Annotated in this window: 21 protein-coding genes and 1 pseudogene; 9 read left to right on the plus strand and 13 right to left on the minus strand. The window is 41.8% G+C overall.

Annotated features, from left to right (window positions below; all coding sequences use genetic code 11):
• Positions 1-130: 130 nt before the first annotated feature.
• On the minus strand, positions 131-1777 hold the full coding sequence (locus AC1F2U_RS17660) for a ferredoxin--nitrite reductase (protein ID WP_480262283.1): 1647 nt from the start codon (positions 1775-1777) through the stop codon (positions 131-133).
• 514 nt (positions 1778-2291) lie between these two features.
• Between AC1F2U_RS17660 and AC1F2U_RS17665 the strand changes: the two genes are divergently transcribed.
• From AC1F2U_RS17665 to AC1F2U_RS17680, 4 genes are all read left to right on the plus strand, one after another.
• On the plus strand, positions 2292-2705 hold the full coding sequence (locus AC1F2U_RS17665; RefSeq protein WP_480262284.1) for a QcrA and Rieske domain-containing protein: 414 nt from the start codon (positions 2292-2294) through the stop codon (positions 2703-2705).
• Between the two features lie 104 nt (positions 2706-2809).
• Positions 2810-4111, plus strand: a complete 1302-nt coding sequence (locus AC1F2U_RS17670; RefSeq protein ID WP_480262334.1) for a HEAT repeat domain-containing protein — start codon at positions 2810-2812, stop codon at positions 4109-4111.
• 828 nt (positions 4112-4939) lie between these two features.
• Complete coding sequence (locus AC1F2U_RS17675; protein ID WP_480262285.1) at positions 4940-5797, plus strand: WGxxGxxG-CTERM domain-containing protein; 858 nt, start codon at positions 4940-4942, stop codon at positions 5795-5797.
• Positions 5798-6116: 319 nt separating this feature from the next.
• Positions 6117-7094: a LysR family transcriptional regulator gene (locus AC1F2U_RS17680; protein ID WP_480262286.1), complete on the plus strand. Its 978-nt coding sequence runs from the start codon at positions 6117-6119 to the stop codon at positions 7092-7094.
• Positions 7095-7769: 675 nt separating this feature from the next.
• Here AC1F2U_RS17680 and gcvP read toward each other — a convergent pair.
• The 3 genes from gcvP to gcvT form a co-directional block, all read right to left on the minus strand.
• Positions 7770-10682, minus strand: coding sequence for an aminomethyl-transferring glycine dehydrogenase (gene gcvP, locus AC1F2U_RS17685; RefSeq protein WP_480262287.1), 2913 nt, complete (start codon positions 10680-10682; stop codon positions 7770-7772).
• 197 nt (positions 10683-10879) lie between these two features.
• Positions 10880-11269, minus strand: coding sequence for a glycine cleavage system protein GcvH (gcvH, locus tag AC1F2U_RS17690; RefSeq protein WP_289797706.1), 390 nt, complete (start codon positions 11267-11269; stop codon positions 10880-10882).
• Between the two features lie 125 nt (positions 11270-11394).
• Positions 11395-12531, minus strand: a complete 1137-nt coding sequence (gcvT, locus tag AC1F2U_RS17695; protein WP_480262288.1) for a glycine cleavage system aminomethyltransferase GcvT — start codon at positions 12529-12531, stop codon at positions 11395-11397.
• Between the two features lie 291 nt (positions 12532-12822).
• On the opposite strand from gcvT, the gene AC1F2U_RS17700 reads away from it, so the two are divergent.
• Positions 12823-13320: a pentapeptide repeat-containing protein gene (locus AC1F2U_RS17700; protein ID WP_335182881.1), complete on the plus strand. Its 498-nt coding sequence runs from the start codon at positions 12823-12825 to the stop codon at positions 13318-13320.
• Positions 13321-13397: 77 nt separating this feature from the next.
• On the opposite strand, the gene AC1F2U_RS17705 is transcribed toward AC1F2U_RS17700, so the two are convergent.
• The 8 genes and pseudogenes from AC1F2U_RS17705 to nfi form a co-directional block, all read right to left on the minus strand.
• Positions 13398-15164: a tetratricopeptide repeat protein gene (locus tag AC1F2U_RS17705; RefSeq protein WP_480262289.1), complete on the minus strand. Its 1767-nt coding sequence runs from the start codon at positions 15162-15164 to the stop codon at positions 13398-13400.
• A 434-nt stretch (positions 15165-15598) separates the two neighbouring features.
• Positions 15599-15826 carry a PIN domain-containing protein gene (locus tag AC1F2U_RS17710; RefSeq protein ID WP_480262290.1) on the minus strand — a complete coding sequence of 76 codons (228 nt, stop codon included), beginning with the start codon at positions 15824-15826 and terminating at the stop codon, positions 15599-15601.
• A gap of 25 nt (positions 15827-15851) precedes the next feature.
• A pseudogene (locus AC1F2U_RS17715) lies at positions 15852-15980 on the minus strand (UPF0175 family protein); the annotation flags it as partial.
• 149 nt (positions 15981-16129) lie between these two features.
• On the minus strand, positions 16130-16660 hold the full coding sequence (locus AC1F2U_RS17720; RefSeq protein ID WP_480262291.1) for a hypothetical protein: 531 nt from the start codon (positions 16658-16660) through the stop codon (positions 16130-16132).
• Between the two features lie 745 nt (positions 16661-17405).
• Positions 17406-17900, minus strand: a complete 495-nt coding sequence (locus AC1F2U_RS17725; RefSeq protein WP_480262292.1) for a class I SAM-dependent methyltransferase — start codon at positions 17898-17900, stop codon at positions 17406-17408.
• 506 nt (positions 17901-18406) lie between these two features.
• Positions 18407-20365 carry an FHA domain-containing protein gene (locus tag AC1F2U_RS17730; RefSeq protein WP_480262293.1) on the minus strand — a complete coding sequence of 653 codons (1959 nt, stop codon included), beginning with the start codon at positions 20363-20365 and terminating at the stop codon, positions 18407-18409.
• 122 nt (positions 20366-20487) lie between these two features.
• On the minus strand, positions 20488-21039 hold the full coding sequence (locus AC1F2U_RS17735; protein ID WP_480262294.1) for an FHA domain-containing protein: 552 nt from the start codon (positions 21037-21039) through the stop codon (positions 20488-20490).
• A gap of 107 nt (positions 21040-21146) precedes the next feature.
• Entirely contained in the window at positions 21147-21812 is a 666-nt protein-coding gene (gene nfi / locus AC1F2U_RS17740; RefSeq protein ID WP_480262295.1) for a deoxyribonuclease V, read from the minus strand.
• A 241-nt stretch (positions 21813-22053) separates the two neighbouring features.
• Between nfi and AC1F2U_RS17745 the strand changes: the two genes are divergently transcribed.
• The 4 genes from AC1F2U_RS17745 (at position 22054) to AC1F2U_RS17760 (ending at position 25188) form a co-directional block, all read left to right on the plus strand.
• Positions 22054-22575, plus strand: a complete 522-nt coding sequence (locus AC1F2U_RS17745) for a hypothetical protein (RefSeq protein WP_480262296.1) — start codon at positions 22054-22056, stop codon at positions 22573-22575.
• A 181-nt stretch (positions 22576-22756) separates the two neighbouring features.
• A complete protein-coding gene (locus tag AC1F2U_RS17750) occupies positions 22757-23557 on the plus strand; it encodes a hypothetical protein (protein ID WP_480262297.1) in 801 nt (266 codons plus the stop codon).
• 129 nt (positions 23558-23686) lie between these two features.
• Complete coding sequence (locus AC1F2U_RS17755; protein ID WP_480262298.1) at positions 23687-23929, plus strand: hypothetical protein; 243 nt, start codon at positions 23687-23689, stop codon at positions 23927-23929.
• 293 nt (positions 23930-24222) lie between these two features.
• Positions 24223-25188, plus strand: coding sequence for an aldo/keto reductase (locus AC1F2U_RS17760; protein ID WP_480262299.1), 966 nt, complete (start codon positions 24223-24225; stop codon positions 25186-25188).
• A gap of 34 nt (positions 25189-25222) precedes the next feature.
• Here AC1F2U_RS17760 and AC1F2U_RS17765 read toward each other — a convergent pair whose 3' ends face one another.
• Positions 25223-26476: a DNA cytosine methyltransferase gene (locus AC1F2U_RS17765; RefSeq protein ID WP_480262300.1), complete on the minus strand. Its 1254-nt coding sequence runs from the start codon at positions 26474-26476 to the stop codon at positions 25223-25225.
• Between the last annotated feature and the right edge of the window lie 9 nt (positions 26477-26485).

A 26485-nucleotide genomic window follows, 5' to 3' on the forward strand; every position in this document is an offset into this window, starting at 1 on the left:
GGTCGAAGGTTAAGTCTTAAAGTTTGAAGGTTAAGTCTTAAAGGTCGAAGGTTAAGTCTTAAAGTTTGAAGGTTAAGGCTTTAAGTTTGAAGTATGAGTTTTGCCCAATGCCGAATATTTCCGATAAGTACTAGCAGTTACCAACTAGTAAGGCTTCTTGCTTGAGTTTCGCCCCGAAGTTTTTGATGAGTAAGTCTTGCAATACTGGCTGTAAGTCTTCGCATGGTATACCTTTGATAATGCAAGTTCCCAAATGGGCATCTTTGCCAACTTTGCCACCCATATAGATGTCAACACCTTCCAAGGTTTTGCCATTTTTGCGAGTTTTAGTTCCCATCAAGCCGATGTCTGCAACTTGTGGCTGTCCGCAGGAGTTGGGACAACCTGTCCAATGAATTCGTACTGGTTTGGTGAAGGTTAACTCTTCTTCTAAGGCTTTAATCATTGCCAGGGCGCGGTTTTTGGTTTCGATGAGGGCAAAGTTGCAAAATTGTGCGCCTGTGCAAGATACTAGCGATCGCGTCAGCAAACCTGGATCGATAGAAAATCTTTCCAGCAGAGGCTCTGTTAAAAATGTTGCTAAACGAGAGTCGGCAATATTGGGGATAACAATGTTTTGCTCAACTGTGAAACGGATTTCACCAGTGCCGTAAACTTCTGCCAGACGAGCGATTTCAAACATATCTTCGGCATACAACCGACCAACAGGAATGTTCAAGCCTGCGTAATTTAATCCTGATTGTTTTTGTTTATATACCCCAATGTGGTCGCGTTTTTCCCAGTCGATCTCGTCTTTAGGTGCTGCGGATATTAATGATTTACCCAAACGGTTTTCTACTTCTGCTCGAAACTTATCTAAACCCCATTCATCGATTAGCCACATCAAGCGCGATTTTTGCCGATTAGCACGTGGCCCACAATCGCGAAATACTTCCAAAATTGCTTTACATACAGCTACCACATCTTCTGGAGCCACCCAAGCATTCAGAGGAATCGCCGCCTCACAACGTTTAGCTGAGAAAAAGCCACCGACTAAAACGTTAAACCCGAAAATTTTGTCGTGGGAATGCTCCTCTGCTCCCCGGTCACTGAGCGTAGCCGTTGGCGCAGCCTCTCGTAGAGAAGTGCTGCTCCCCTGCTCCCCTGCTTCTTTAAATGCTGGCACAAAAGCCAAATCGTTAATTTCAGCATGAACTGAATTGTCTCTTCCACCTGCGATCGCAATATTAAACTTGCGTGGTAAGTTGCTAAATTCTGGGTTTCCTTCCCCTTTATTGGTGAGCATATCTTGAATTTGTTGTACTAACTCTCGCGTGTCGTACAACTCATCTGCATCTAACCCCGCCACGGGATCGCCTGTGATATTACGAACGTTATCCATCCCTGACTGAACGCTGGTTAAACCAACTGCGTGAAATCTATTAAAGATATCTGGTAAATCTTCAATTCTGATCCCCCGTAATTGAATATTTTGTCTGGTAGTAATATCAGCGCAACCATCATCACCGTAACGCTGCACTACTTGCGCCAAAACACGCATCTGGCTGCTGGTAAGAATACCGTTAGGCATCCGCAACCGCATCATAAACTTACCTGGGGTAACTGGGCGAAAAAACACGCCTACCCATTTGAGTCGATGATCGCGATCTGTTTCGTTCATCGCCTCCCAACCAAGAGCGGCAAATTTCTCTATCTCACTCTTGATGGCGAGTCCATCTTTTTCTGCTTTTAATTTCTCGAACTTATTAAGGCTAGTGGTAGTTGCTGTGTCTGTCATGAGTCTGAATCTCGTTGCAAATTACTGATATGCTCGGTAACTGTGGTCGTATCCCAATACCAATCAAGCCGTAGTTACATCAGGTGCTGTATCTACGAGGGTTAGGGAATAAAAACTTAATATTTAACTACGGCTGATTATTTTTACTCAAGAACATTCCAATGCGAAACTCCAAATCCGTGGTTAGTTAAGGAAAATTTGTGGCCATTTACATCTTGGGAATTTGTCAAGCACGTTTAGATAATGTTCATGTAACAATTTCGATACTCATAACTTAAGGTGACTTTTTTGTTAAAATCGTATAAATTGTTACGTTTTTCGGAAAAGTTTTTAAAAAACGCATGAATACTATGCATTACTTGCATTAAAGTCATCCATAAGCGATGCAGCACCCTTAATCAAGGGTATTTGAGAAGACTGAAGCAATTTTGGATCGCCATAGATTAATCTCAAATCTAAAATCCAAAATTGAATGGGAGATGTTAGCTAAAACTTAGATTTTATTTCAGCAGCTATGAAACGTCGTGACTTTATTAATTGGGTAGGTTTGGGCTGGATTGCGAGTTCTCTACCTGTAGCGATCGCAGCTTGTTCTTCTCAAACAACTCCAGCATCTAAAGATTGGCAAACAGTAGGTACATCGGCAGATTTAGATAAAACAGGTCAATTGCTGGCAAAAAACTCACCTGCTGGGCCTGTGTTGGTAGTTGGCACATCTAAAGCCGGAAATCTAACTGCTGTTGACCCTACTTGTACTCATGCAGGTTGCACTGTAGCATGGAAAGCTGATGCTAAAAAATTCACTTGTCCCTGTCATGGTTCGGAATATGGAGCCGACGGTAAAGTGCAAAAAGGCCCAGCAACCGACCCCCTGAAAACTTACGCCGCTAAGATTGAGGGCAATTCGATTGTGGTTAAGCCAACCTAGCGGAGGCAGGGGGCAGAAGGCAGGTGGTCACTGAGCGTAGTCGTTGGCGCAGCCTCTCGTAGAGAAATGAGGCAAGGGGCAGAAGATGATAATTCAAGCAAGATATTGTGAATAACATCAAACAGCTATTGGTGCAAGCTGAGGCAGCATATTATGCGGCTGATTGGTCATCACTAATTCAATATTTGCAACAGTTAATTTTAGGGACAAACTCGGAAGATCCAGAAATAGTTAAAAATCGAGAATATCTCCTGAAATTAACACTTTCAATCTTAGAGATGGGAGATTTTCAGCAGCGGTGGGAAATTACCAAAGTGTTGACTCACTTGGGAAATATTGCGATCCCACCTCTCATTGAGATATTAGAAGATGAAGACGCAGAAGACGAATTGCGCTGGTATGCGGCAAGGACTTTAGGCGAATTTAAACACCCAGAAGCGATCGCGTCAATAGTTGAATTGTTGAAAAATGATGAGGATGAAGAACTCAAAGCGATCGCAGCTACAGCACTGGGACAAATGGGTACTGTTGCGATTACTTCACTAACTGAACTTCTATTAGACGAAAATACACGATTGTTAGCAGTGCGATCGCTTTGTTGTATTCGGCAACCAGAAACCATCACGCCGCTGTTGAGTGTAGTGCAAGATCCACAAGCAGCAATCCGCGCCGCCGCAATTGAAGCCCTCAGCAGTTTTCATGATGAACGTGTACCGCCAGTATTGTTAAAAGCTTTGGACGATCCAGCCCTCACAGTGAGGCGTGCAGCAGTGCTTGGTTTAGGTTTTCGCCCCGACTTACACCAAGCATTAGATTTAATAACGAGACTGCAACCCAAACTTTACGACTTTAACCTTGATGTTTGCTGTGCAGCCGCAGTTACCCTTTCTCGGATTGGTAGCGATGACGCTGCCAAACACTTGTTTGATTTGCTGATTTCACCCCAGACACCGATAACGCTGCAATTGGAAACCATCCGCGCTTTAAGTTGGGTGGGGACGTTATCGAGTTTGGAATATTTGCAAACCGCACTGAATCAAAGTACATCAGAAACAGTATGGCAAGAAATTGTCACAGTTTTGGGACGAGTCCAAAAACCGCAGTTAACTACACCAGCGACAGAAATCTTACTGCAAATACTGCTAACGCAACATCCAGCCACAGAGATTGCTAGCATCAAAAGTGCGATCGCCTTCTCTTTAGGGCAGTTAGGCAAAATGCAAGCGATTGAACCATTGATTTTGCTGCTAGGCGATTCTAATGCATCGGTGAAACTACATGCGATCGCAGCACTGAAAAATCTGGATGGAGAAGCCACACATCAACAATTGCAGCAGTTAGCGAATAATGACGCAATCACACCAGATTTAAAACAAGCAATAGCGATCGCTTTAGCTGAATGGTAAATTTTAGCTATAACTAACAATAAAAGTATTCCTTAAGTCTAAAGTAAGACACACCTGAAGTATGAAGTTATAAGTTCTCAGACGAAATAAGATTATGAAGTCTTGTTAATAGAGCCTCATACGTTGGCAGCATCTGGTTGCTTATAGTCTCTAGTTCATTTATATCCAAATAACTAAAAGCTAATGTCAAAAAAGTAATTATATTTATTGAGATGAAAATCTTGCTTAAGTTAGCGATCGCTTGTACTTATTAAGTAGATGAGTGTAAAGAATTAAAAGTTTGTAGTAGACCCTTTATTTCGGTAAAGCAAGCTACGCCTCACATGTTCTAGGGGTTTATCTAATCGCTTGTAAGCTCTAAAACGTTTCATGCTTTTCACCTTCACAGACTAAAATGCCAAAATAATCCCTGCGATATAAATGGTTTTACTCTTATGGTAGAAGTCAGGCAAAAAACTAGCAGTTATCTTGTGTAGCAGTTAGAAAATAATTCACAAAAAGTAATTAAAAATCAGGTAGAAATGAATATTAATTTTATCTTAAAAAAAGAAATTATTATTCTTTATCTATCTATTGCGAACAAGCGAGCTTAGTCGTAAGTTACTAATCCTAAACTACTAATTACTGATTATGAATTATTTTGCTTGACCTAACCAATAGTAACTTGTTGTGGGATCTTCAAATGCTTTCAATTTTTCCAAAAGAAGCTAGGTGAAAGGCTCCTCAACTCTTGTAAATATTTACCTGTTTAGCAGTGGATTGAGTAGACAATATCGGTTTTGAAAATCAATCACTCACAGAAATCTAGAACGTAAAGGAACCATAAGTATGAAACCTTTGAATTTATCTAAAACTGTTTTAGCTACTGTCTTTGCCATCAGTTTCGCTTCTGTATCCTTACCTCCTTCAGTTTTTGCCCAGAGTGGAGGTTCTGGCAGTGGTGGCTCTAGTGGTGGCTCTAGCTCAGGTACTGGAGCTACAGGCAGTGGTACTGGAACTACAGGCAGTGGTACAGGTACTGGAACTACAGGCAGTGGTACAGGTACTGGAACTACAGGCAGTGGTCTAGGTACTGGAACTACAGGCAGTGGTACAGGTACTGGAACTACAGGCAGTGGTCTAGGTACTGGAACTACAGGCAGTGGTACAGGTACTGGAAGTACGGGCAGTGGTCTAGGTACTGGAACTACAGGCAGTGGAAGCACAGGCAGTGGTCTAGGTACTGGAACTACAGGTACTGGAACTACAGGCAGTGGAAGTACAGGCAGTGGTCTAGGTACAGGCAGTGGTACAGGTACTGGCTCAACGGGCAGTGGAACAACGGGTACTGGCACAACAGGCTCTGATTCCACAGGTACTGGCACAACAGGCTCTGATTCCACAGGTACTGGAACAACGGGTAGTGGAACAACGGGTACTGGCACAACAGGCTCTGATTCTACAGGTACTGGAACAACAGGAACAACAGGCTCTGATTCTACAGGTACTGGAACAGCAGGCTCTGATGCCACAGGTACTAACAGAAATGCAGGCATCACAACTTCCGAAAGAAATACCGATCGCGGTTTCAATTTGGGTTGGCTAGGGTTGCTTGGCCTAGCTGGTTTAGCAGGTCTGACTCGTAATCGCGAAAAAGTTCGGGCTTATAGCGACCCTAATGAAGTAACAGGTACTCGCTCCAGATAGTATTAACCACATTAGACTTATTACAAAAGTCGAAAAACCGCCAGAGGTTCAAGCCTCTGGCGGATAAAGTGTTTTTGCCATAGGTTTCTGTAAAAGTCTTATCTAAAAATTCATATATTTCAGCAGAAAGTAGTCAATTCTTTTTTGGCAGTATCTTCCGAAAAAATCGGTGCAAGGCGCATAATTGACGATAAAGGCGGTAAAACTGATTTACTTAAATGTCAATTCGAATCAAAGACCTGTAACAAATTTTACTAAAATGCTTTTAAAAATCCGTTAACTTATTAAAACTGATAAATGTAATTCAGGCTACATAAAAATGCGCCTAGAGCAGTTGCAAGCCTTTCTAGCGATCGCCAAAACCGGCAGCTTTCAACAAGCAGCGCGAACATCTGGTGTTACCCAATCGACGATTAGTCGCCAAATCCAAGCATTAGAAGCAGATTTGGGGATAGAACTGTTTCATAGAAGCACTCATGCCAAACTGACGCTAGGAGGCGAACGTTTGTTACCCCGCGTCCGCAAAATTTGTCAAGAGTGGCAGACTGCTACAGAAGAATTAGCCGATTTAATCGCCGGAAAGCAACCAGAACTTTGCATTGCCGTGATTCACTCTCTGTGTGGATCTTACTTACCACCAGTGTTGCAAAAATTCTGTCATGATTATCCAGATGTGCAATTGCGGGTGACTTCATTAGGAAGCGATCGCGCCCTGAAAGTCCTCAAAGATGGATTGGTAGATTTAGCAATTGTGATGAATAATCGCTTTTTAACCACCAGTAGAGAAATGGTGGTAGAAGTACTTTATGATGAACCTATAGAACTTTTAACCGCAGCCAATCATCCCCTCGCACAATATGAATGCGTCCCTTGGTCGGAGCTAATTCGTTATCCCCAAGTGGTTTTTAAAGATGGTTATGGGATGCAACGCTTAATACAAGATAAATTTGAGCGGATGGAAGCTACACTCCAGTCGGTTTTAGAGGTAAATACCCTAGATGCCTTCCGGGGAGTTGTGCGCCAAGGGAAATTGATAGCTTTGCTACCTCAATCAGCATTACTGGAAGCACGTCTTGACCCTACCCTGGCGATTCGATCTTTAGCCAGTAATAATACTAGTGGTTTAGCAGATGGTTCCAGTTTGACTCGACGGGTAGTTATGGTGACAACTCAAGATCGTCTGCAAATTCCTCCCATTAAACATTTTTGGCAACTCGTGCGGGAAAATATCCCACTGCAAATTGACCAGCAGCGATCGCCTTCGTCAACTGCGATTTTGTTGGACAACGTAAGTTAATTAAATCAACGTGAGTCAGTCATTAAGTGGCATCGTCAGACAAAAAACAAGCTTAATAAGTGGGCTTCATTTGTGGTTGAAGATGGTCGTCCAGAAATACAACAAGCTTACAGCTATTTTCAGAGAAATAGACCACGCGTTAGGGGCGTAAGGCCTTGCGCCCCTACGACAGGTGTGGTTCAAATACATGAAAACTGCTGTAATCGTTTAATTCCCAAGTATTGAAACTAAACAATCACAGATAGAAACAAGTAAATACTGATGATTTAACTGTTTTAGGACTTACGCACACTCTACGAATTCTCGGCGATCTTGGCGTCTTGGCGGTTCGATAAATTAAGCTTTTTAGCAATTTTTGCGTAAGTCCTATGTTTCTAATTGTGTTTTCATTTTGAGAATTTAAATGCGTTTGTCCTGCAAAGATAAGGAAAAAATGCTTAGTGACATTCCAGCGAAAAAAATCATCTATTGTAGAGCGCACAGCTGTGCATTGGTGTCAACTTAAGCCCCAGCGAATGAAATTCGCGGCTACACAAACAAAGTCCGCCTGCGCGGACTAAAAAAATTGAGTGTTTGAAACCCACGGAGGTGAGTTTTGTCTGTGTAGATGCGGTTTATAACCGCCCATTTAACGTTAACTTGACACCAATGACATCTGTGCGCCCCTACTTCAGTTTAATAAGCATCCATTGGCAGACAAGAACAAACAAAATTGCGATCGCCAAAGGCTGCATCAATGCGACCGACAGCTGGCCAGAATTTATATTCACGAGTCCAAGGCGCAGGATAGGCAGCTTGTTCGCGAGAATAGGGATGCTGCCATTCCCCGGTAATTAAACTTTCGGCAGTGTGGGGTGCGTTCTTCAAAAGATTATCTTGGATATCCACCTTGCCAACTTCTATTTCGGCAATTTCTTGGCGAATAGAAATCAACGCATCACAGAAACGATCTAACTCTTGTTTTGATTCACTTTCTGTAGGTTCCACCATGATTGTACCCCCTACAGGCCAGGAGACAGTCGGCGCATGGAAACCATAATCTATGAGACGCTTGGCGACATCATCGATTTCGATCGCAGCAGATTTTTTGAGCGATCGCAAATCTAAAATACATTCATGGGCAACTAGACCATTTTGCCCCTGATACAAAACCGGATAGTACGATTCCAGTTTCTTGGCAATGTAGTTAGCATTGAGAATCGCCACCTTCGTTGCTTGGGTTAAACCATCTGCACCCATCATGGCGATGTACATCCAAGAAATCACCAAGATACTCGCACTACCCCAAGGTGCAGCCGCCACAGCACCAATATGTGAGTGCTGAGTTGAGTCGTTGATAGTAACAACAGGATGTCCGGGGAGAAAAGGCACAAGATGAGATGCAACACCAATGGGCCCCATACCAGGGCCACCCCCACCATGAGGAATACAGAAGGTTTTGTGCAGATTCAAGTGACAGACATCCGCGCCAATATCCCCAGGACGGCAAATTCCCACTTGGGCATTCATATTTGCCCCATCCATGTAAACTTGTCCACCGTGACTATGGACAACAGCGCAGATTTCCTGAATTGGCTCCTCAAAAACACCGTGAGTTGAAGGATATGTCACCATCAAGGCGGCGAGTTCATTGCTGTATTTTTCTGCCTTAGCCTTCAGGTCAGCAACATCAATATTACCTTGTGAGTCACAGGCAACTGCCACCACCTTCATCCCACACATTACCGCACTCGCTGGGTTTGTCCCGTGTGCCGAGGTGGGAATCAAACAAACGTTGCGGTGTGCTTCGCCCCGATTTTCGTGATATTGGCGAATTACTAAAAGTCCGGCATATTCACCCTGAGAACCAGCATTTGGTTGCAGAGAAATTCCCGCAAACCCGGTAATTTCAGCTAACCATGCCTCAAGTTGCTGGAATAGGATTTGATAACCTTGCGTTTGCGACGCAGGGGCAAATGGATGAATCTTGCCAAATTCCTCCCAACTTACCGGAATCATCTCAGCAGTTGCATTCAACTTCATTGTGCAAGAACCCAAAGGAATCATCGATGTCGTTAGCGACAAGTCCTTGCTTTCAAGCTTGTGCAGATAGCGCAATAATTCAGTTTCTGAGTGATAGCGGTTAAAAACTGGGTGAGTGAGATATGTACTTGTACGGGAGAGAGGAAGATGTGAGGATGAGGAAGAAGTTAATTCTTCTAAAGTGAAGGGTAAATCATCTGTACCAGCGAAAATCTGCCAAAGGTCGATTAAATCTTCTGGTGTAGTTGTTTCATCCAGCGAAATACCAACAGTAGTTGCATCAAAAACCCGCAGGTTAATTTGAAGTTGTTTGCTAGCTGCCAGAATATCTTTTAAATTGTGTCTTCCCAGTTCTACTTGCAGCGTATCAAAGAAATCTTTGGAACTGATGCTGTAACCCAAACGCTTCAGTCCTTCTGCCAACAACGCCGTCAAAGAATGGATATTTTCGGCAATTTGCTTCAGTCCATCTGGCCCATGATAGACAGCGTACATACTCGCCATTACCGCCAGCAGCACCTGTGCAGTACAAATATTACTAGTAGCTTTTTCGCGGCGGATGTGCTGTTCGCGGGTTTGTAAGGCGAGACGTAATGCAGGCTTACCTTGGGCATCTTTTGATACACCCACAATTCGCCCTGGAACCAGCCGTTTATACTCTTCCTTCGTAGCAAAGTATGCCGCGTGAGGCCCCCCAAATCCCAAAGGAATACCAAACCGCTGAGTGCTTCCGACAGCAATATCAGCGCCAAATTCCCCAGGAGGGGTCAGCAAAGTTAAACTTAAAGGATCTGCTGCTACCGTCACCAATGCACCCTTAGCATGGGCTTTTTCGATAAAAGCGCGGTAGTCGTAAATAGTGCCATCACTTGCAGGGTATTGCAGAACAGCCCCAAAAATTGGTCGATCGAAATCAAATGTTTGATGATCGCCGACAATAATTTTAATCCCCAATGGTTTAGCGCGTGTTTGCAACACATCAATGGTTTGGGGATGGCAATCACGAGAGACAAAATAAGCATCTGCCTGATTTTTACAGACACCATAGCTTAGGCTCATCGCTTCAGCTGCTGCTGTGGCTTCATCAAGTAATGAAGCATTGGCAATTTCTAAACCTGTAAGGTCGATAATTAGAGTTTGGAAATTCAGCAGCGCTTCTAGTCGCCCTTGGGCAATTTCTGGCTGATAAGGAGTGTAGGCAGTATACCAACCTGGGTTTTCTAGGATATTACGCCCAATCACAGGTGGAGTGATACTGTCGTAATAGCCCATACCAATGTATGAACGGAAAACCTGATTTTTGGCAGCAACTTTTTTTAAAGATGCCAGTGCTGCATACTCACTTTCTGCTGCTGGTAACTTTAGCGGTTGCTTCAGCCGAATTGCCTGTGGAACTGTTTGGTCGATTAGGGCATCCAGGCTGGGAAACCCCAAAACCTTAAGCATAAGCTGAATATCATCAGAGTTAGGGCCAATGTGTCTTGGCACAAAACTACTTAACTTTTGACTTTTTTCGTCCAGCACTTGCTGCTCATTAGACTTGAGAATAGGGGCGTTTAATACCACAAATTACTCTCCAGATGGTACTATTTCATATTTTGCAATAAATACTCTTAAACTGGGGGCTGGGGACTGGGGATTCGGAAGATATTGGATAGGTGAATAAGAGTAATTGTTAATTACCTCCTCCACTCACCTACTCCCTTACTCTTCCACTCAGCACGGGCTAAACCTTAGCTATCCGCTAACAGCACTCAGCACTCCTACTCCCCTTCTACTTGGGCGCGATACTCATCTGCTGTCAAGGCATCTTCAACTTCGCCAGGGTCATTGACGCGCACTTTCAAAAACCACCCTTCCCCGTAAGGGTCTTCTGACACTTCTTCAGGAGAACTAATTAAAGCTTCATTCCGTTCTATAACGGTGCCTGTCACTGGTGAATTCAGTTCTTCAACGGCTTTCACTGATTCAATTGTGCCAAAGTTTTCTCCTCTGGTAAGAGCATCGCCAATTTCTGGCAGTTCCAAAAAGACGATATCACCCAATTCATGTACGGCAAACTCAGTAATGCCAATGGTGGCAATTTCACCATCTATTCGCACGTATTCATGAGAATCCAGGTATCTGAAATCTTGAGGATATTCAAAAGACATATCACTTCCTCTCCCTTATTAAAAAAATTATTGCCCCAATAGTCATCCAAGCCATATTTGGTAATGAACCTGACTGTAGATTGAATAACTCACAACACATTATTCCTCAAAAACCTCAGCGCTTATCAGTTGGCAACACGATTTTTTGACCGATAAAAGGGACGTTTAACTACAACTGCTGGATAAGCTTTGCCACGAATGTCCACTTCTAGCTGCTGACCGACAGTTGCTAGCTGGGTGGGAACGTAGCCTAATGCAATAGGATAACCAAGTGTAGGTGACAGGGTGCCACTAGTAACTTCTCCCACAACTTTACCTGTGGATAACACTTGATAGCCATGACGGGCAATGTTGCGTCCTTGGGTTTGCAAACCTACCAATCGACGCTGCACTCCCTTGGATTTTTGCTGTGCTAAAACTTCCCGACCAACAAAATCGCCTTTAGTATCTAAGTGAACTAGCCACCCTAAACCTGCTTCTAAGGGTGTGGTGGTGTCATCGATATCTTGTCCGTAAAGTGCCATCGCTGCTTCTAGGCGCAGAGTGTCTCTCGCACCGAGTCCACAGGGGATAACACCACTTTTATGGAGACTTCGCCACAATTCTACTCCCACATCTGGGTCTACCATCACCTCAAAGCCATCTTCTCCGGTGTAACCCGTGCGGGCTAGGAAGGCAGGTTTACCTAGTAGAGTTGCTTCTAAATGTCCAAAGGCTTTGATTGGTTGTAAGTCTTCTTGAACTAATGGCTGGAGATACTTAATCGCTTTTGGCCCTTGCACGGCAATTAAGACTTTATCTGGTGAAAGGTCTTGGAATTGCAACTTATCTAGGTCAAGATGCTGCAATAGCCATGCTTTATCTTTATCAGAGGTTGCCGCATTGACTATGATGAATGCCTTTTGTGTACCACTGGTGTCTTCACCTTGATAATAAACAATGATGTCGTCAATAATTCCGGCTTGAGGATTTAACAATACGGTGTATTGTGCTTGACCGGGTTGCAAACGACTCAAGTCGGAAGGTACTAGTGGCTGGAGTTGGGAAATCAGGTTTTTACCTTGGAGGGTAAATTTGCCCATGTGGGAAATATCGAACATTCCGGCTGTATTTCTTACAGCCTCGTGTTCGCGGCTAATTCCACTAAATTGCACGGGCATTTCCCAGCCGCCAAAGCTGGTAAGGCGTGCTTTGAGTTCTACACCCAGTTGATATAAAGGGGTTCGCGCCAGAGATTGGGCGTTGTCTTCTTGATTAGCCACAGGTAATTATTGCGATCGCACCTCAACATCTATCATCCTACGAGATGCTTTCTAGTTTTACAGTCTTTATGTATTGAATTGGTTATGGGGCATAGGGCAGAGGGGCAGAGAGGCAGAGAGGCAGAGGGGCAGAGGGGCAGAGGGGCAGAGGAGAAAGACTTACTACTACTAATTCTCCTCTGCTCCCCTGCTCCCCTGCTCCCCTGCTCTCCTGCTCTCCTGCTCCCTTATCCCCTTCTGTAAGGTTTAATAGTTAATGGTGGCAATGTTGAGATTTATTAAGAAGAGATTATGAAATATTGGCAACTGTTAGCTAGCTTTGTCTTAGCTATGGTTCTTTTTTTGTTTCCCTTATCGGCACAAGCTGCAAGTTCTTCTAGTATTACTCGTTCTGTGGGTAATGATGAACTTAAGGGCAAAGATTACTCTGGTCAAAGTTTAATTGGTACTGAGTTTACCAATCTCAAATTAGAGAATGCTAATTTTAGCAATGCTGACTTACGTGGTGGCGTATTTAACGGTAGCGTATTGGAGGGAGTAAATCTGCATGGTGCTGATTTTAGTGAAGGCATAGCCTATCTAAGCAGGTTTAAGGATGCTGACTTAAGTGATGCGGTGTTGACTGATGCAATGATGCTGCGTTCTACTTTTGATGGTGTGGATATCACAGGTACTGATTTTACGAATGCAATTTTAGATGGAATACAAGTGAAAAAGCTTTGTGTTAAAGCAAGTGGTGTGAATTCTAAAACTGGTGTGGATACTCGCAAATCTTTAGGATGTAAGTAAATCCTAACCCCTCTTCGCTAGTGGAGAGGGGTATATTTTTTAACGAATTACGAATTACGAATTACGCGCAGCGATCGCTAGTGATATGCTTCTCTTAAAAAGCTGGCATAATTTGCCCGAACCGTCATAGTTGTCGGATGACTTATACCTAAAGTCCGTTCGCAAATTTTCAAAGCTTTCTCAAATAAGGGTTTGGCTTTCCTGTAGCGTCTTGTATGACGGTAGAGTGCTGCTAGATTGTTCAGGCTAATGGCGACATCGGGATGGTTATTTCCGAGCAGGCGTTTACTCAGTTCTAAAGCTTGCTCATACAAAGGTTCGGCTTGCTTGTAACTTCCTGTAGATTCGTAAAGTTGTGCTAAATTATTCAGGCTGGTGGCAACATCGGGATGGTTATCTCCCAGCAGGCGTTTTCTCAGTTTTAATGCTTGCTTGAACAAGGGTTCGGCTTCGCTGTAGCGTTTTGTATAACAATACAATGCTCCTAAATTATTCAGACTCGTGGCAACATGAGGATGTTCTTCTCCCACTAGGCGTTTCCACAGTTCTAAAGCTTGCTGATACAAAGGTTCGGCTTCGCTATAGCGTCCTGTATATTCGTAGATTAATGCTAAATAGCTCAGGCTAGTGACGACATCGGTATGTTCTTCTCCTAACAGACGTTTTCTCAGTGCTAAAGCTTTCTCAAGCAAGGGTTCGGCTTCCCTGTAGCGTCCTGTAGTTTCGTAGAGTGCTGCTAAATTGTTCAGACTAGTGGCGACATGGATATGTTCTGAACCAAGACGATTTTGAGTTAGTTCTACACATCGTTGCAACCAAGGTTCTGCTTGCTGATAAAGTGCTTGACTTTGATAAAACCAGGCTAATTTGGTAAACAGAGTGATTAGATTGTCATCGCCTAGATATTCAAATAGGTGAGTTGCAACTTCTGTAATGTGCGGGATATGTGGAGTGAGGTTGGGAATATCTTCTGGGTTAAGCTGTTGCGGAATTAGCTTTGCTACCTCTAACATCATGGCTGCAAATTTAGTCTTTGCTTCATCCGCCTTACTTGATTTATCCAACTTCATTCGGAAAAGTTGCCGAATCTGTGGATTTAGACGATAAATTCCTTTATTTTTCTGTTGTAATAAATGTAATTCTAGTAAATCGGCTATGGCTTTCTCGTTGAGTTCTTGTTTTTTGTTATCTTCTATTGTCTCAACAGATAGGGGAATGTCAGCTAAAGCACACAAACTTAGCAAACAGCCAAAGCTTTGGGCATTTTCATCCAACTGTTCCCAACTCAATTCAAAAGCTTCAAATATACTGTATTCATCAGGCATCAATGAGTTAGCATTGACTACTGGTTCATGTTCCACTCGTTTCTTCTCTAGCCGCTTCAGCAGTGTTTCCAGAGACAAATCTGGCATTTTATCCAAATATCGTCCCACTAACTCTAACGCTAAAGGCAAATATCCCAAAAATTTACAAATTCTTCTCGCAACCCAAGCTTCTTGTTGCAGTCGTTCTCGAACCACTAGCGATTTTAATAGTTTCATCGCCGCCAATGGTTTGAGGGCATCTAATTCGCTAGTATATTTTGCGCTTAGGTAAGCTTGTAACTTTTCTAGTTTATCTCGATTGTTGAAAGTCGCTAACTCAGGATTATTCTGGGCAAACTTGTCATACACCTCACCCATCCGCTTTGTGAGAGCAGAAATATCAACGTTTAATTCGCTAGCAAGTTTAACTTTAGTTTTATCTAAGTTTTCTGTCTGAAAATATTTTGCAAAAGCTGCCGTTTGCTCTAGAGATAAGCCATTCGTAGCAGCTTCTTTGGCTAGAAAATTAGCCCATTGCATAAACAGCTTGTGAAGTTTATTTTTATTGTAGCTTTGTCTCCATTGGAAAATCTTCTCTGCTTAGGGGAAAAGTACCGTTTGTATAAAAATATTTAAATCTAGTGGCTACGTACTTTGTTATTTAGTATGAGAATCAAACCGCAGAGTTGCAGAGGGCAAGAAGGAAGAGAGAAAAGGAAGCAAAAGCTATTTGAAGTTACAATTGATAACGATCGCTATTCCCCTGCTTGAAGTTTTCAGTAAATTGACCAAAGTATCGGATAACCACAAACCAGCGTCACGCAAAGCTTGAATTCCAGGAGATATGCTTGGGATTATTCCACGTCTTTTTGCTAATATCAGCAAGCCTCAGGTTCTGATAGTATTAATACCTAAAGCTTGACCACAACGCCGTGCTGCTCTATTGTCAACAATAGCGGCACAATCGGAATTTTTTAGTACCAAACCAATACTTGTGATTCTCCCTTTCCCAAATCCCAAGCTGCTACAACAGGATCGATATTATTAATTTCTACTGTTTGTATCCAAGAAATACTGGGTAATTGTGTTGATGCCGCATCATCTTTTGTTGTGACTTCTTCAAAAACACCGAATGGAACTAAAGCTTCTGTGAATAATTGGGGAATTAATTTTGCTTGCTGACTTTTCAGAAGAACAATCAAAGGTGAAGAGTTAATAATTATACGATTAATCGACAGTTGCCAGTTCCTGGGCTAACTCTTGGGCAGTATATTGCATAAAATCTACTTTATAGCGTGATAAGGCATTAATAAATTCAGCACGAGTTAGCCCAGCAATTTCTGTTGCTCTGGATTTGCACCAGAGCAGTGTTAAAAAGAAGCGTTACTTAGATAGATAACAAACTTAGGATCTGTTCTTGGATTTTTCACAAATAGGAAATCTTAGTCAAGGGATAATTTCTAATTTATTTTCCCAAAGAATTAATTTCAGAAATTAGACCGTATTTAGCGGTATCTCGCGGTTCCGCTGAGTGCTATAGTTTGATATGACTGTAATTGTCCAAACAAGGGAGTACGAATAATTCCTGATGTTCTTTCAGTAGTTAAAATGGCTTCGGTTTGAACAGGAGTTTCTCGAGTCCCAATCGGTAGGTTGATACTTGGTAAGAGAAAGCTCAGTTTAACTATATTTCCTCCTAAATCAGGGTTTGGTGGTCTGCTAATAATTATTGTCAGTAGTGTACCGATATCAGTCGCTAATGTCTGAATTTGATCGCCACTAAAATGCTCAGAAATATTTTTAGTTTTGTAATCAAGTTGTGGAACTCCATTGAGTATTGAATACTTGATGTGAGTATCTTTCCCCTCAAGTTCAAATTCATTTGGTCGTTGCACAACAATTGCTTGTGCTGGCTTTATGGATTTAGTCATCAAAAAAGATAACAGTGATGTCGTAGTTAAGCCAGTCACAAAAGTGAGAGCAGTTTTGATAATTTGACGACGGGGAAAATTTGGAGATATGTTTTTAAGGTTCATAATTGCTAATTTCAACCATTTATAAAGATATATTTCTCTTTCTAGAAATAGATTAGGATTGCGCTATTTGATAACAACGCGCGACGATTAGAAATACCGTTGCTAGTGCCATAAGCACCCTAATATAATTCTAGATTATTCAGTTAGCAAGGTAGCTAAACTATAAACTTACACCATAAGTACTACCCGACTCGATTCTCGCTAGCACATTGTTGAGCGGCAGATTGAAGACGATTTTTAATTTACTAAAAATGTAAGTAATTGTATATGGGAATGTCGATCGTAATCGAGTGCGATGCCTGCGGTTTCTGCTAGCCTACGCATGAAGGCTGATACTCACTCTCTATTGCATTCGTGAGAGGTTAAGGTAATTGCACGTTTGTCAAAAGGATGATAAATCCAGCTTGGTGACTGGCTTTCACAGAGCTTTGACTACTCCTAAATCTTGATTTTATTTAAAGTTGATGTGACAAAGTACTAGGATGAGAAGTTCCCATAAAAAATCAGGTTAATTCTCACAACTTAGACCTATGATTAAGCAATTGTCTAAAAAATCTTGCCAGTAATCTTCTGTGTACTGTTCTATTGCTTGCTTTGGAATTTCTATAGTATGCCATAAAAACTTCTTAAACCCGGCTTCTGTTACAGCCCATTCATAAATAGATTGACTCAATCCAAAGTATTTAAGAATAAATGGTGGATTTGTGTGAAATTCAGCTTCCGAATAAAAGCCTTCTGACAGAGGTTATTGTTTGAGTACGGTAAGTCCATACTTTGTCGTGTTTGATTTCTTCCACGAAAAATTCGGATTAATCGTCATGGCAACAAAACGCCCGTTTGACGCTAGATTTTTGCGAATATTAGAAAGCATCTGTAGTAGATGCTCTTTGTTTTCTGCATAATTAAGAAGATAAACGGCAGTAACTAAATCAAAACTGCCAATTTTGTGGAGTTTGGCAATGTCTAACACTTGATATTCATTTCCAAGTGGATTTTTCATCTCTTGCTGTCGTGCAACTTTTACCATTTCCTCTGATATGTCTACACCAACAACTTTTGTAGATCCTTGTTCTTTCAACAATCTGCTATAAAAACCAGTACCACAGGCTAAGTCTAGAATAGTTTTCCCTTGAAAATTACCAAGAATATTAAATAGTGTAAATTTTTCGGCGATCGGCAATGTGGCTAAAGTTTTAAACTGCTCGTAAACACCGCCAATAGAATCATATAGTTCAGTCATTTGATCCTCAACCAATAGTAAATTAGAGTAATTATCTCACTCTCCCTATTCGATGCTTAGGTGCTATGCATTAGTCACATCTTTCTTAATAAAAAAGTGAAATGCTAGAAATTAAAATACCAATTGTTCGTTTTTAACTCTCCAGCTAAATAAAAAGAAATTTCTGATGACAATATTATTAAGTGGTGTTGCAGTTCATAAGCGATCGCACTTCAGCCTCTGAACCTCAAAGTTGAGCCTTTTATCCTCGAAGTTGAGCCTCTGAACCTCGAAGTTGAGCCTTTTATCCTTGAAGTTGCACCTTTTATCCTCAACGTTGAGCCTTTTATCCTCGAAGTTGAGCATCTGAACCTCAAAGTTGAGCCTTTGAACCTCAACGTTGAGCCTTTTATCCTCGAAGTTGCACCTTTTATCCTCGAAGTTGCACTTTTATTCTCAACGTTGGGATTTGCTACTCAAAACAGCCAGATAAATACTCTATTTCTCCTGCCTTCTGCCTCCTAATACTAAGGTGACTGATTTAACACCCACTTCAACCACTGCCTAAAGGAACTTATAGTATTCAACCTTTGCACTCCAGGCGCACGCGCGGCGGCGAGTCCATCAACGGCGACTAATGCGGCGTATTGCAAGCCCAAGAAACTATCAACTGCTGCATAAGGGCCACCTAAAGTAATAGCCCCAGCAGCATACATTTGACCTCGATCGCTACGCATTTCTACTAATTCAAAATTGTTCGCTACAGTCAATCGCCCCAGATGATTCACTGGAAGATTGTAATGTTTCACCAAATCTGCCAAGAGGGGATTGGCATCTACCTTGGCATCGAGTCCAGTAGCATCAACAATAAAATCAGCTAGCAATTTCATTTCCCCAAAGCTTTGCTCTCGGATACGGGTAATAGTCCGGTTTTGGGCATCTCGTTCCACATCCAGCACCTCACCAAAGGTAATTTGATACCAGCCTTCGCTTAACCCTTGGGCGGTAATTTGCTGCCAATCTCGGCGGTCGGCGGTGGTAGTTCCACCCCAGTCTGCTAGTAAACGCTTGCGTTCATCGGGAGTGGCTTTTTCTAACATTGCCCGGAGTTCGCCGCCCCAACAGGCTTTAGGCCAGTTAAAGGGTTGAAATTCGTAATGATTTTTGACTAGGCGCTGGGTATTTTGAAATTTGTTGCCTTGAGGTTTAGGCGATCGCATTAAATGCAAAACTGCAATATTCTGATTTCGTTTTCTGGCTTCATAAATCCGCTGCACAATCCGCGAAGCCACAATTCCCCGCCCCCGAATCAATACCGTACCACCCTGTTGCTCTAGTTGCTCATAAACGCGATCGTGAGCTTCATAAGCATTGACAACAGATTTAAAGTCTTGATATTTTTCTCTATAAGCTTGCAAATCTGGGAGAAACTGAATTGCTGGATATCCAGTAGCTAAATGTAAATAACGACTAACTAAAAAAGCATAATTTCCTGGGCCGCGAGAATAGGCTACGCAATATCTGCCATCATCAGTTTTGCGAATTACCCTAACTCGCCCATAGCGATAAATTTGATTCCAGCCAATGCGCTTCGCCTCCCTATCTATGGAATCAAAGACATTATCGGCACGAGGAGTATAAGTTTCTGCAAATGTTGGTTCGGCAAACACTTGCCACAAATACTTGAATGCTGACTTTATTTCTCCCTTGGCTAAGTCTCCCCAAGCTTCACGCAAGGCATAACTAGGCCAACCCCAAATATTATCAGGACAAGAGTCAGAATTAGAACGCAGTCTTTCATATAAAGGAATCTGTGAATTCAGACAGAGGCGCTTGTAACGGGCATAAGGTTCCGCCTCTAATCCCAAAGCCACAATTTTGTCAGCACGTACACCACTAATTCGCAGCAAATCAGCCCATAAAAAGCTACCCAATCCCGCCCCGATCGCTAGATAATCAGATTCATCTACTGGTAGACCTGTAGCATGAAGTGCTTGCACAGAGACTTTTTGTGCCTGAAACGCCAATGGCGGAAAATTACTTGCCACGGGCGTTAGCGGCTGGACTACAGGCAAGCTGGGGTCTGGGCGATTGGTATTTGCGTTGAAGTGAATCGTTGAAGGGGGGCTAGTATCTGGTGCAGCGGCGTTAGCACCAAATGTCACTGCAATCAAATATGGGCCAATTTGCAACGTATCGCCATTAACCAGAACACTGCGCGTTTGTGGTTGACCGTTGACATAGACACCGTTAACGCTACCTTGGTCAATCACTACTAAATGGTCTTGTTCCCAGTCAATTAGGGCATGGTAGCGAGAAACTTCGTTACTGTTAAGCAGCATCCGAGAAACCCGCATTCCCCTGAGTTCAGCAGGTAAGCGAGCAAATTCTCGGCCAAAAGCGATCGGCACATTTAACAGTGGTTCTCGCCGTTCACCCGTCGCTGGTTCTTCCCAACTTAATTGGATTTGTAGGTCATTTGTCATTGGTCATTTGTCATTTGTCATTTGTCATTAAGTCAAGAGTTAGGAATTCTTCTTCTGCTCCCCTGCTCCTCAGTCACTGAGCGCAGCCGAAGTGCTGCTCCTCTGCTCCCCTGCTCCCCTGCTCAACTACCCCGTGCTACCAACACACTCACAGCCGCAGCTAAAGATGTCCCACACCAATGACAGCCAATTTGTAGATTCTCTCCTGGGGAAACTTTATGACATTTGGGGCATTCTAAGCCATAAATTCCTGGCGGTGGTGCGGGGGGTGTTTGTGGGTGATGGTGATGTCCGAGATTTACTGTTGGATTGGGTGGTAGCAAAATTGTTGCTGGAATGCTACCTGTGGAAACGCTTGTAACGTTGAGTTTTATTTGTCCCAAAGTGATACTAATGCCTTCAGTTAAAGGCATTTCACCTTGGATTAATTGCCGTCCATCGACAACGGGGGGATTTTGCGATCGCAAATTTCTGATATAAAAGCGCTGTTGCTGGTGATGAAAAAATATTTCAACGTGGAGTCCAGACACAGTAGGATGACTCAGAACAATATCGCACCGGAGGGGATCGCGACCGATGCGGACAGTGCCATGATTTTGACTTGGCTGTTGTTCGTAAATGTTCTGAGTTTTATCTTGACCTGCATCGTGCCACTGTAAAGTTAGTGTGTTCATGGTTCTAACTTTGTAAATCGTATTTAGCTACTTCAACTTCTTTCTGTGCGATTCCTAACATGATTGAGTAGGTGGAAGCAAGTATTTAGAAAAAACTTCAACAAGCTTTATCTATCCGACGCTAATTTATCAGCAACACGTGTAGTTTCTGGCAGCCGATATTTGGGCGTACAGCGTAATACATAGTCAATCGCTGTCGGTAAACTAATTAGATGACCGCTGGAGATGTAAAGAGGTTTTACTCCTGTGCGCGATCGCAAAACTGCCCCAATGGTTTCACCGTTATATATTAGTGGTTGCGTGCTGCCTTTGATTTCTGCCAATTCTTCATGCTTACCTATCAATCTCGACTTAGCTACACCAATTGTCGGCATATCTATAAGTAACCCTAAATGGCTAGCTATACCTAATCTGCGGGGATGAGCAATTCCCTGACCATCACACAGAATGATATCTGGTGTTGTTTTAATCTTTTCCAGGGCATCGAGGACAGCTGGTATTTCCCGAAATGAAAGGAACCCAGGAACATAAGGAAAGGTCGTAGGACGATGTGCTAGGCTTGTCTCGATTACTTGCAAATCAGGAAAACTCAGGACTGCGACAGCGGCACGGCTAATTGTCCCATCAACTTCAAAACCCATATCCACTCCAGCAACATACTGGATAGGTTCTTGCAGTCGATCCTCAGTAATTACTTGATTTTGCAGCGTTTCTTGGATAACTATGGCTTCTTCTAGCGTCGAGGGCCAAGCATGATCTCGGTAAAATTTCATATTGAAAATTGGAATTTCACTGATTAATATTAATCTTGTTAATTTGCAAGCATAAAAACAAAAGTTTTTGATGTTGAGACAGGGAAAATATATTTTTGTAAAAGTCTGTGAATAACTATCTTTATACTAAACATTTTAGCCCAGGTTAGTTGATATTTTACATCACAATGTTACTTAAGGCTGTCAAGAGGGAATCCTGAGAATATAAGTTTATTTTTCTAGATTTTCTCTTTTACTGGTTATGACACAGCCAAATATTCTAAAACTTGCAAAAAAGGGAGATGCAGATGCGATCGCATCTCTGATGAACCGCCACTTACACCCCAAAGGGATCAACGCAAAAGTTGTTTTACAAGATGCTTGCTTAGAGGTAATGCTAGAATCTGCCCAAGTACCAAATCAGCAAATTTTAGTTGCATTTATCCGCAAAGGGTTAATAGCTTTAGGGGCTGCATCTGTTGAAAGAGTCAAAGTTTATGGACAACAAACAGGTAAGGAGTTTCCGACTTGGAGTAAAGAGTTTGATTTGGGCATGGCAGAAACTGATTTAGAACCAGTAGATAATGAACAGTCTTCTAACAATCCTCAAATTCTAACTATTTGTATTAATTTAAGTGGCGATACTGCACAGGGATTAACAAATCAAGATTTTGAATTTATTGCTAATCAGATCAGTAGTGATATTTTATCCTCTTGTACTGACGTTTTTATTCAAAAAGTAAGCATTAGTAATGGTAGTTCTGTGATTACAAAGGAACGTTAGAGTTTAATCTATCTTACGTAAGAATATAGAAGATGAGTCTAAAATCGGCTTGTTGGCAAGAGGCATAATAAATCTCACTAAGTTTTAAATATAGGAATATAAAATTTCTGATAATGTTGCTTATAGCTGTCAATGGGGAATCATAAGATAGACAATAATTTATTTTTTGCATTTATAGGTTATGATGCAGCCGAATAATCAGGAAGTTGTTAGGCAAAAATTACAAACGTTTTACTGGCCTTTATGGTTTCCTTATCCTAGCTCTTGGTTAAAAGCATTGATTTTGACTCTATTTTTGAGAGTCATTATATTTATAGTTCAAAATACTGGAAAGCTAGGTTATGACATCGTATATTTCGTACATAGCCCAGAATTATTTTTAATATTTACAATATTGCTAATTTTATCTCCAATTCCGATAATTTCTTTGACTCATCACTGCTTACATTTACTTGTTAGTCAGTTTGTATCAGAAACTCAAGCACCTGAAATAGGTAGAACACAAGGATTATTACCAGGAATAATGAGTTGGTGGGAAGGATTGTACGCTTGGCTTGTAATTGTAGTTTCTACATTGATAGCACTTTTATTTTCTATAATACTTATACCATTATTTAATCCTGACTACGACAGACAAATTGAATCCTATACACAACTAGAAAATATTAATAATTTAATCTTAATATTTGGGCTATTCTATATTTCTGCTGGGGCACTGATTTATCAAATCGAATATTTGGTAAAACAGCGAATAATATCTGCTTATTCTGGCAACAAAGAAAAAGATATCAGTGAACCAAACATTAATTTAGATACAGAGAAAAATACAGAAAAAGAACTCAATAGATTGCGTGGAGAAATGGGGTTACACACAATAAAATCAAATATTTTATCGAATAAGGGACAAAATAAAATTATCGAGTCTCGACGGAAGGATCGTAATTTAAATAAAAAGTTGTTGTTCGTTTTTATAATATTTTAAATTTCTCTAGGAATCTACTTTTATTCAAGATTTTCAGAAAGACTCCCCCTAACTTATAAAAGTTCAACACAAATACCATCAAAGCCTGTATTAGTTACACCCTCACCAGTAGCTTCAGAATCGCCGACTGTGTTACTCCAAACTGATACATTCCGAGAGGCAGTAAGTAAAGCAATTAATGCAGCTAACCTGACTCAATCAGCAAAATCTCCAGATGAGTGGAAGACAGTTGTGAGTCAGTGGGAAGGTGCGATCGCACTTATGAAAACTGTGCCATGTTCTAGCCCAAATTATGTAGTAGCCCAGCAAAAAATCATAGAATATCAGAAAAATATCAACTACGCTGAAAAAAATGCCGTCGCTGGCAAGTAACGCGATCGCACCTCAAAGCTAAACTAGAAAAAGGAGTGCGTTGCTTGCCGCCGTAGGCATCGCTCAACTATTCCTATCAAAATAAAATCCTAGTTGAAAAAAGATAAATATTCTATTTCTCTCTGCGTGAGCTTTTCATATATTTGATCGGTAACGCTAAAATTATAAATGCTATTCAAGGCGTAGACTTCTACCTCCATACCAACATCTGGATCTATGCTTTAGAAGGATATCCAGTTAATTGCTCTTAGCTAAAATTTTATAATAAAAGTAATTTCGCCCCTAAGCCAATCATGACAGAAGGAAAAACGCGGCGTAATTTCTTAATTACCAGCATTGCTGTAACTGGAGGTATTGTGGCAACTAATACTTTTCAGCAAAATACTACCAACACAGCAACACCGCCAGCAACTATGCCAGAACGGGTACTGGGACGCACGGAAGTAAAACTTCCGATCTTCGGGTTAGGAGGAGCAGGACAAACGCCGTTATCCTGGGAAGGGAAAGAGGGTGATGCTACAGCAATTATTCAAAGAGCGCTAGAACTTGGCATTCGCTACTTTGATACAGCAGCTAGTTATGGGCCAAGTGAAGATTATTTAGGTAAAGTGCTACCACCCCATCGCTCAAAAGTGTTTTTAACAAGCAAGACCGATCGAAGAGATAGGGATGGAGCATGGCGAGAATTGGAGCGATCGCTAAAACGTCTCAATACAGATTATCTCGATTTGTGGCAGTTGCATCACGTTTCTTTTTCTGAAGAACTTAACACCATATTTAGTCCATCTGGCGCAATTAAAGCTTTAGAAGAAGCCATAGAACAAAAATTGGTGCGTTTTGCTGGGATCACCGGACATCACGACCCTCAAGTGATTGCCGAAGGCTTACGTCGCTATCCTTTCCACACTACACTCATACCTGTAAATGCTGCCGACAAACACCACCCACGTCCATTTATTCCAGTGGTTTTACCAGTTGCTCAAGAAAAAAATGTCGGTGTGATTGCGATGAAAGTCCCGGCTTATGGTCGGCTATTTAAACCAGGTGGGTTGACAGGTATGGAGCAAGCTTTAGGTTACACAATGTCTCAGCCTGGAGTTCATTGTTGTGTAATTGCAGCAGAGACGATTGCACAACTAGAGAATAATGTCAAGATAGCGAAAGCTTTTGTGCCTCTTAAAAAGGAAGAATTAACAGCGATCGCACAACTGACTGCTAATATCTGGGAAGATAGTACATTCTTCCGTGCTTGGACTTAGCTCAACCTTGCACATATTACAAAGTGTATTCTTACTATTCACACTGATAATACTGTGCCGCTTGCGACATATTAAATTGTAATAGCTTCTCCTCTGGCAACTTGTATGCCAAACTCGGCTTAAAAGGCAAAATATTCAAACTGCGAATAATTTCTCCCGCTACAGCCTTGGCTAGTAACGGTGGTACAGAGTTACCAACTTGTCGAAATCCGTGCCATTTGGTTACATGAAATCTAAACCAATCGGGGTAAGAATGTAATCTTGCGGCTTCCCTGACGGTGATACAGCGCGGCGTAGACGGATGAATCGGTCTCGGAGATGTGAAGGAACCCCTATACTTATCTGTTCCGGCTCTTAAAGTATTACAGACACCGCCAGGATGTAGCTTATGAAAACGACTAATTTTTTCTCTTTCGCCTTGTTGAGTCTCTTGAAAACGTTTAACAGTTTCCGCAGAATGTTTGGTTCTTAAACTTGAAGAAAGTATTCGCAAATCATATTCTCGTTCGTAAGAATAATCATCATTTAGGCATTTGATACCGCGAAGTACAAGAGCATAGTTACTAGGCTTTTCATAGTCTGCAATAACCCAATCTCTTGTTAGTAACTCTGGATATTTTTCTATTTCAGGTAAATCTCCAATTGCATCCCATACTGTAGGACTCGATGGAATATCAGATATTTTTTTAGAATTTAAATTATTTAGTAAAGGTTGTTTAGTAATCGGCTGAGGATATTTCGGTAATTCTACATCCTCTCTTGCACCTATGAGAAATAATCTCTCACGGGACTGTGGTACTCCGTAATTTGCAGCGTTGAGAATTTTATAATTTTCTTCTACTTTATAGCCGTGAATTCTAAACTCGCTAATTAATGTTTGGAGGATTTGTTTATGTTCGCCAACCGTTATTCCCCGGACATTTTCCATCACAAAGAATTTCGGTTTTAGTTCAAAAACCAGTCGATGAAAGTGAAACACCAAAGAGTTGCGGGGATCGTCAATAGCGCGTTTACCAATTAGGGAAAATCCTTGACATGGTGAGCCACAAATAACCACATCGATTTCGCGATCGCCAATCTCAGACCGATTCCTAATTTCTTCCCCGGTTGTATCCACAACACTTTTACATAACACTGAGCAATAAGGGAAGTTAAACTCATGTGTTGCACAGTGGATCGGGTCGATTTCCACAGACGCCAGCACATCAAAACCAGCTTGCTCAAAGCCAAGAGTCATACCGCCCGCACCAGCGAATAAGTCAACTGCGATCGCTCTTTGTTTTTTCATCTCATAAGC

The sequence above is a fragment of the Nostoc sp. LEGE 12454 genome (assembly GCF_056620565.1).

Bases quoted from the DNA above. Each gene is read 5' to 3' on its own strand.
- AC1F2U_RS17660 (WP_480262283.1), bottom strand. From the start codon at position 1,777: ATGACAGACACAGCAACTACCACTAGCCTTAATAAGTTCGAGAAATTA.
- AC1F2U_RS17665 (WP_480262284.1), top strand. From the start codon at position 2,292: ATGAAACGTCGTGACTTTATTAATTGGGTAGGTTTGGGCTGGATTGCG.
- AC1F2U_RS17675 (WP_480262285.1), top strand. From the start codon at position 4,940: ATGAAACCTTTGAATTTATCTAAAACTGTTTTAGCTACTGTCTTTGCC.
- AC1F2U_RS17680 (WP_480262286.1), top strand. From the start codon at position 6,117: ATGCGCCTAGAGCAGTTGCAAGCCTTTCTAGCGATCGCCAAAACCGGC.
- gcvH (WP_289797706.1), bottom strand. From the start codon at position 11,269: ATGTCTTTTGAATATCCTCAAGATTTCAGATACCTGGATTCTCATGAA.
- AC1F2U_RS17700 (WP_335182881.1), top strand. From the start codon at position 12,823: ATGAAATATTGGCAACTGTTAGCTAGCTTTGTCTTAGCTATGGTTCTT.
- AC1F2U_RS17705 (WP_480262289.1), bottom strand. From the start codon at position 15,164: ATGCAATGGGCTAATTTTCTAGCCAAAGAAGCTGCTACGAATGGCTTA.
- AC1F2U_RS17720 (WP_480262291.1), bottom strand. From the start codon at position 16,660: ATGAACCTTAAAAACATATCTCCAAATTTTCCCCGTCGTCAAATTATC.
- AC1F2U_RS17725 (WP_480262292.1), bottom strand. From the start codon at position 17,900: ATGACTGAACTATATGATTCTATTGGCGGTGTTTACGAGCAGTTTAAA.
- AC1F2U_RS17730 (WP_480262293.1), bottom strand. From the start codon at position 20,365: ATGACAAATGACCTACAAATCCAATTAAGTTGGGAAGAACCAGCGACG.
- AC1F2U_RS17735 (WP_480262294.1), bottom strand. From the start codon at position 21,039: ATGAACACACTAACTTTACAGTGGCACGATGCAGGTCAAGATAAAACT.
- nfi (WP_480262295.1), bottom strand. From the start codon at position 21,812: ATGAAATTTTACCGAGATCATGCTTGGCCCTCGACGCTAGAAGAAGCC.
- AC1F2U_RS17745 (WP_480262296.1), top strand. From the start codon at position 22,054: ATGACACAGCCAAATATTCTAAAACTTGCAAAAAAGGGAGATGCAGAT.
- AC1F2U_RS17750 (WP_480262297.1), top strand. From the start codon at position 22,757: ATGATGCAGCCGAATAATCAGGAAGTTGTTAGGCAAAAATTACAAACG.
- AC1F2U_RS17760 (WP_480262299.1), top strand. From the start codon at position 24,223: ATGACAGAAGGAAAAACGCGGCGTAATTTCTTAATTACCAGCATTGCT.
- AC1F2U_RS17765 (WP_480262300.1), bottom strand. From the start codon at position 26,476: ATGAAAAAACAAAGAGCGATCGCAGTTGACTTATTCGCTGGTGCGGGC.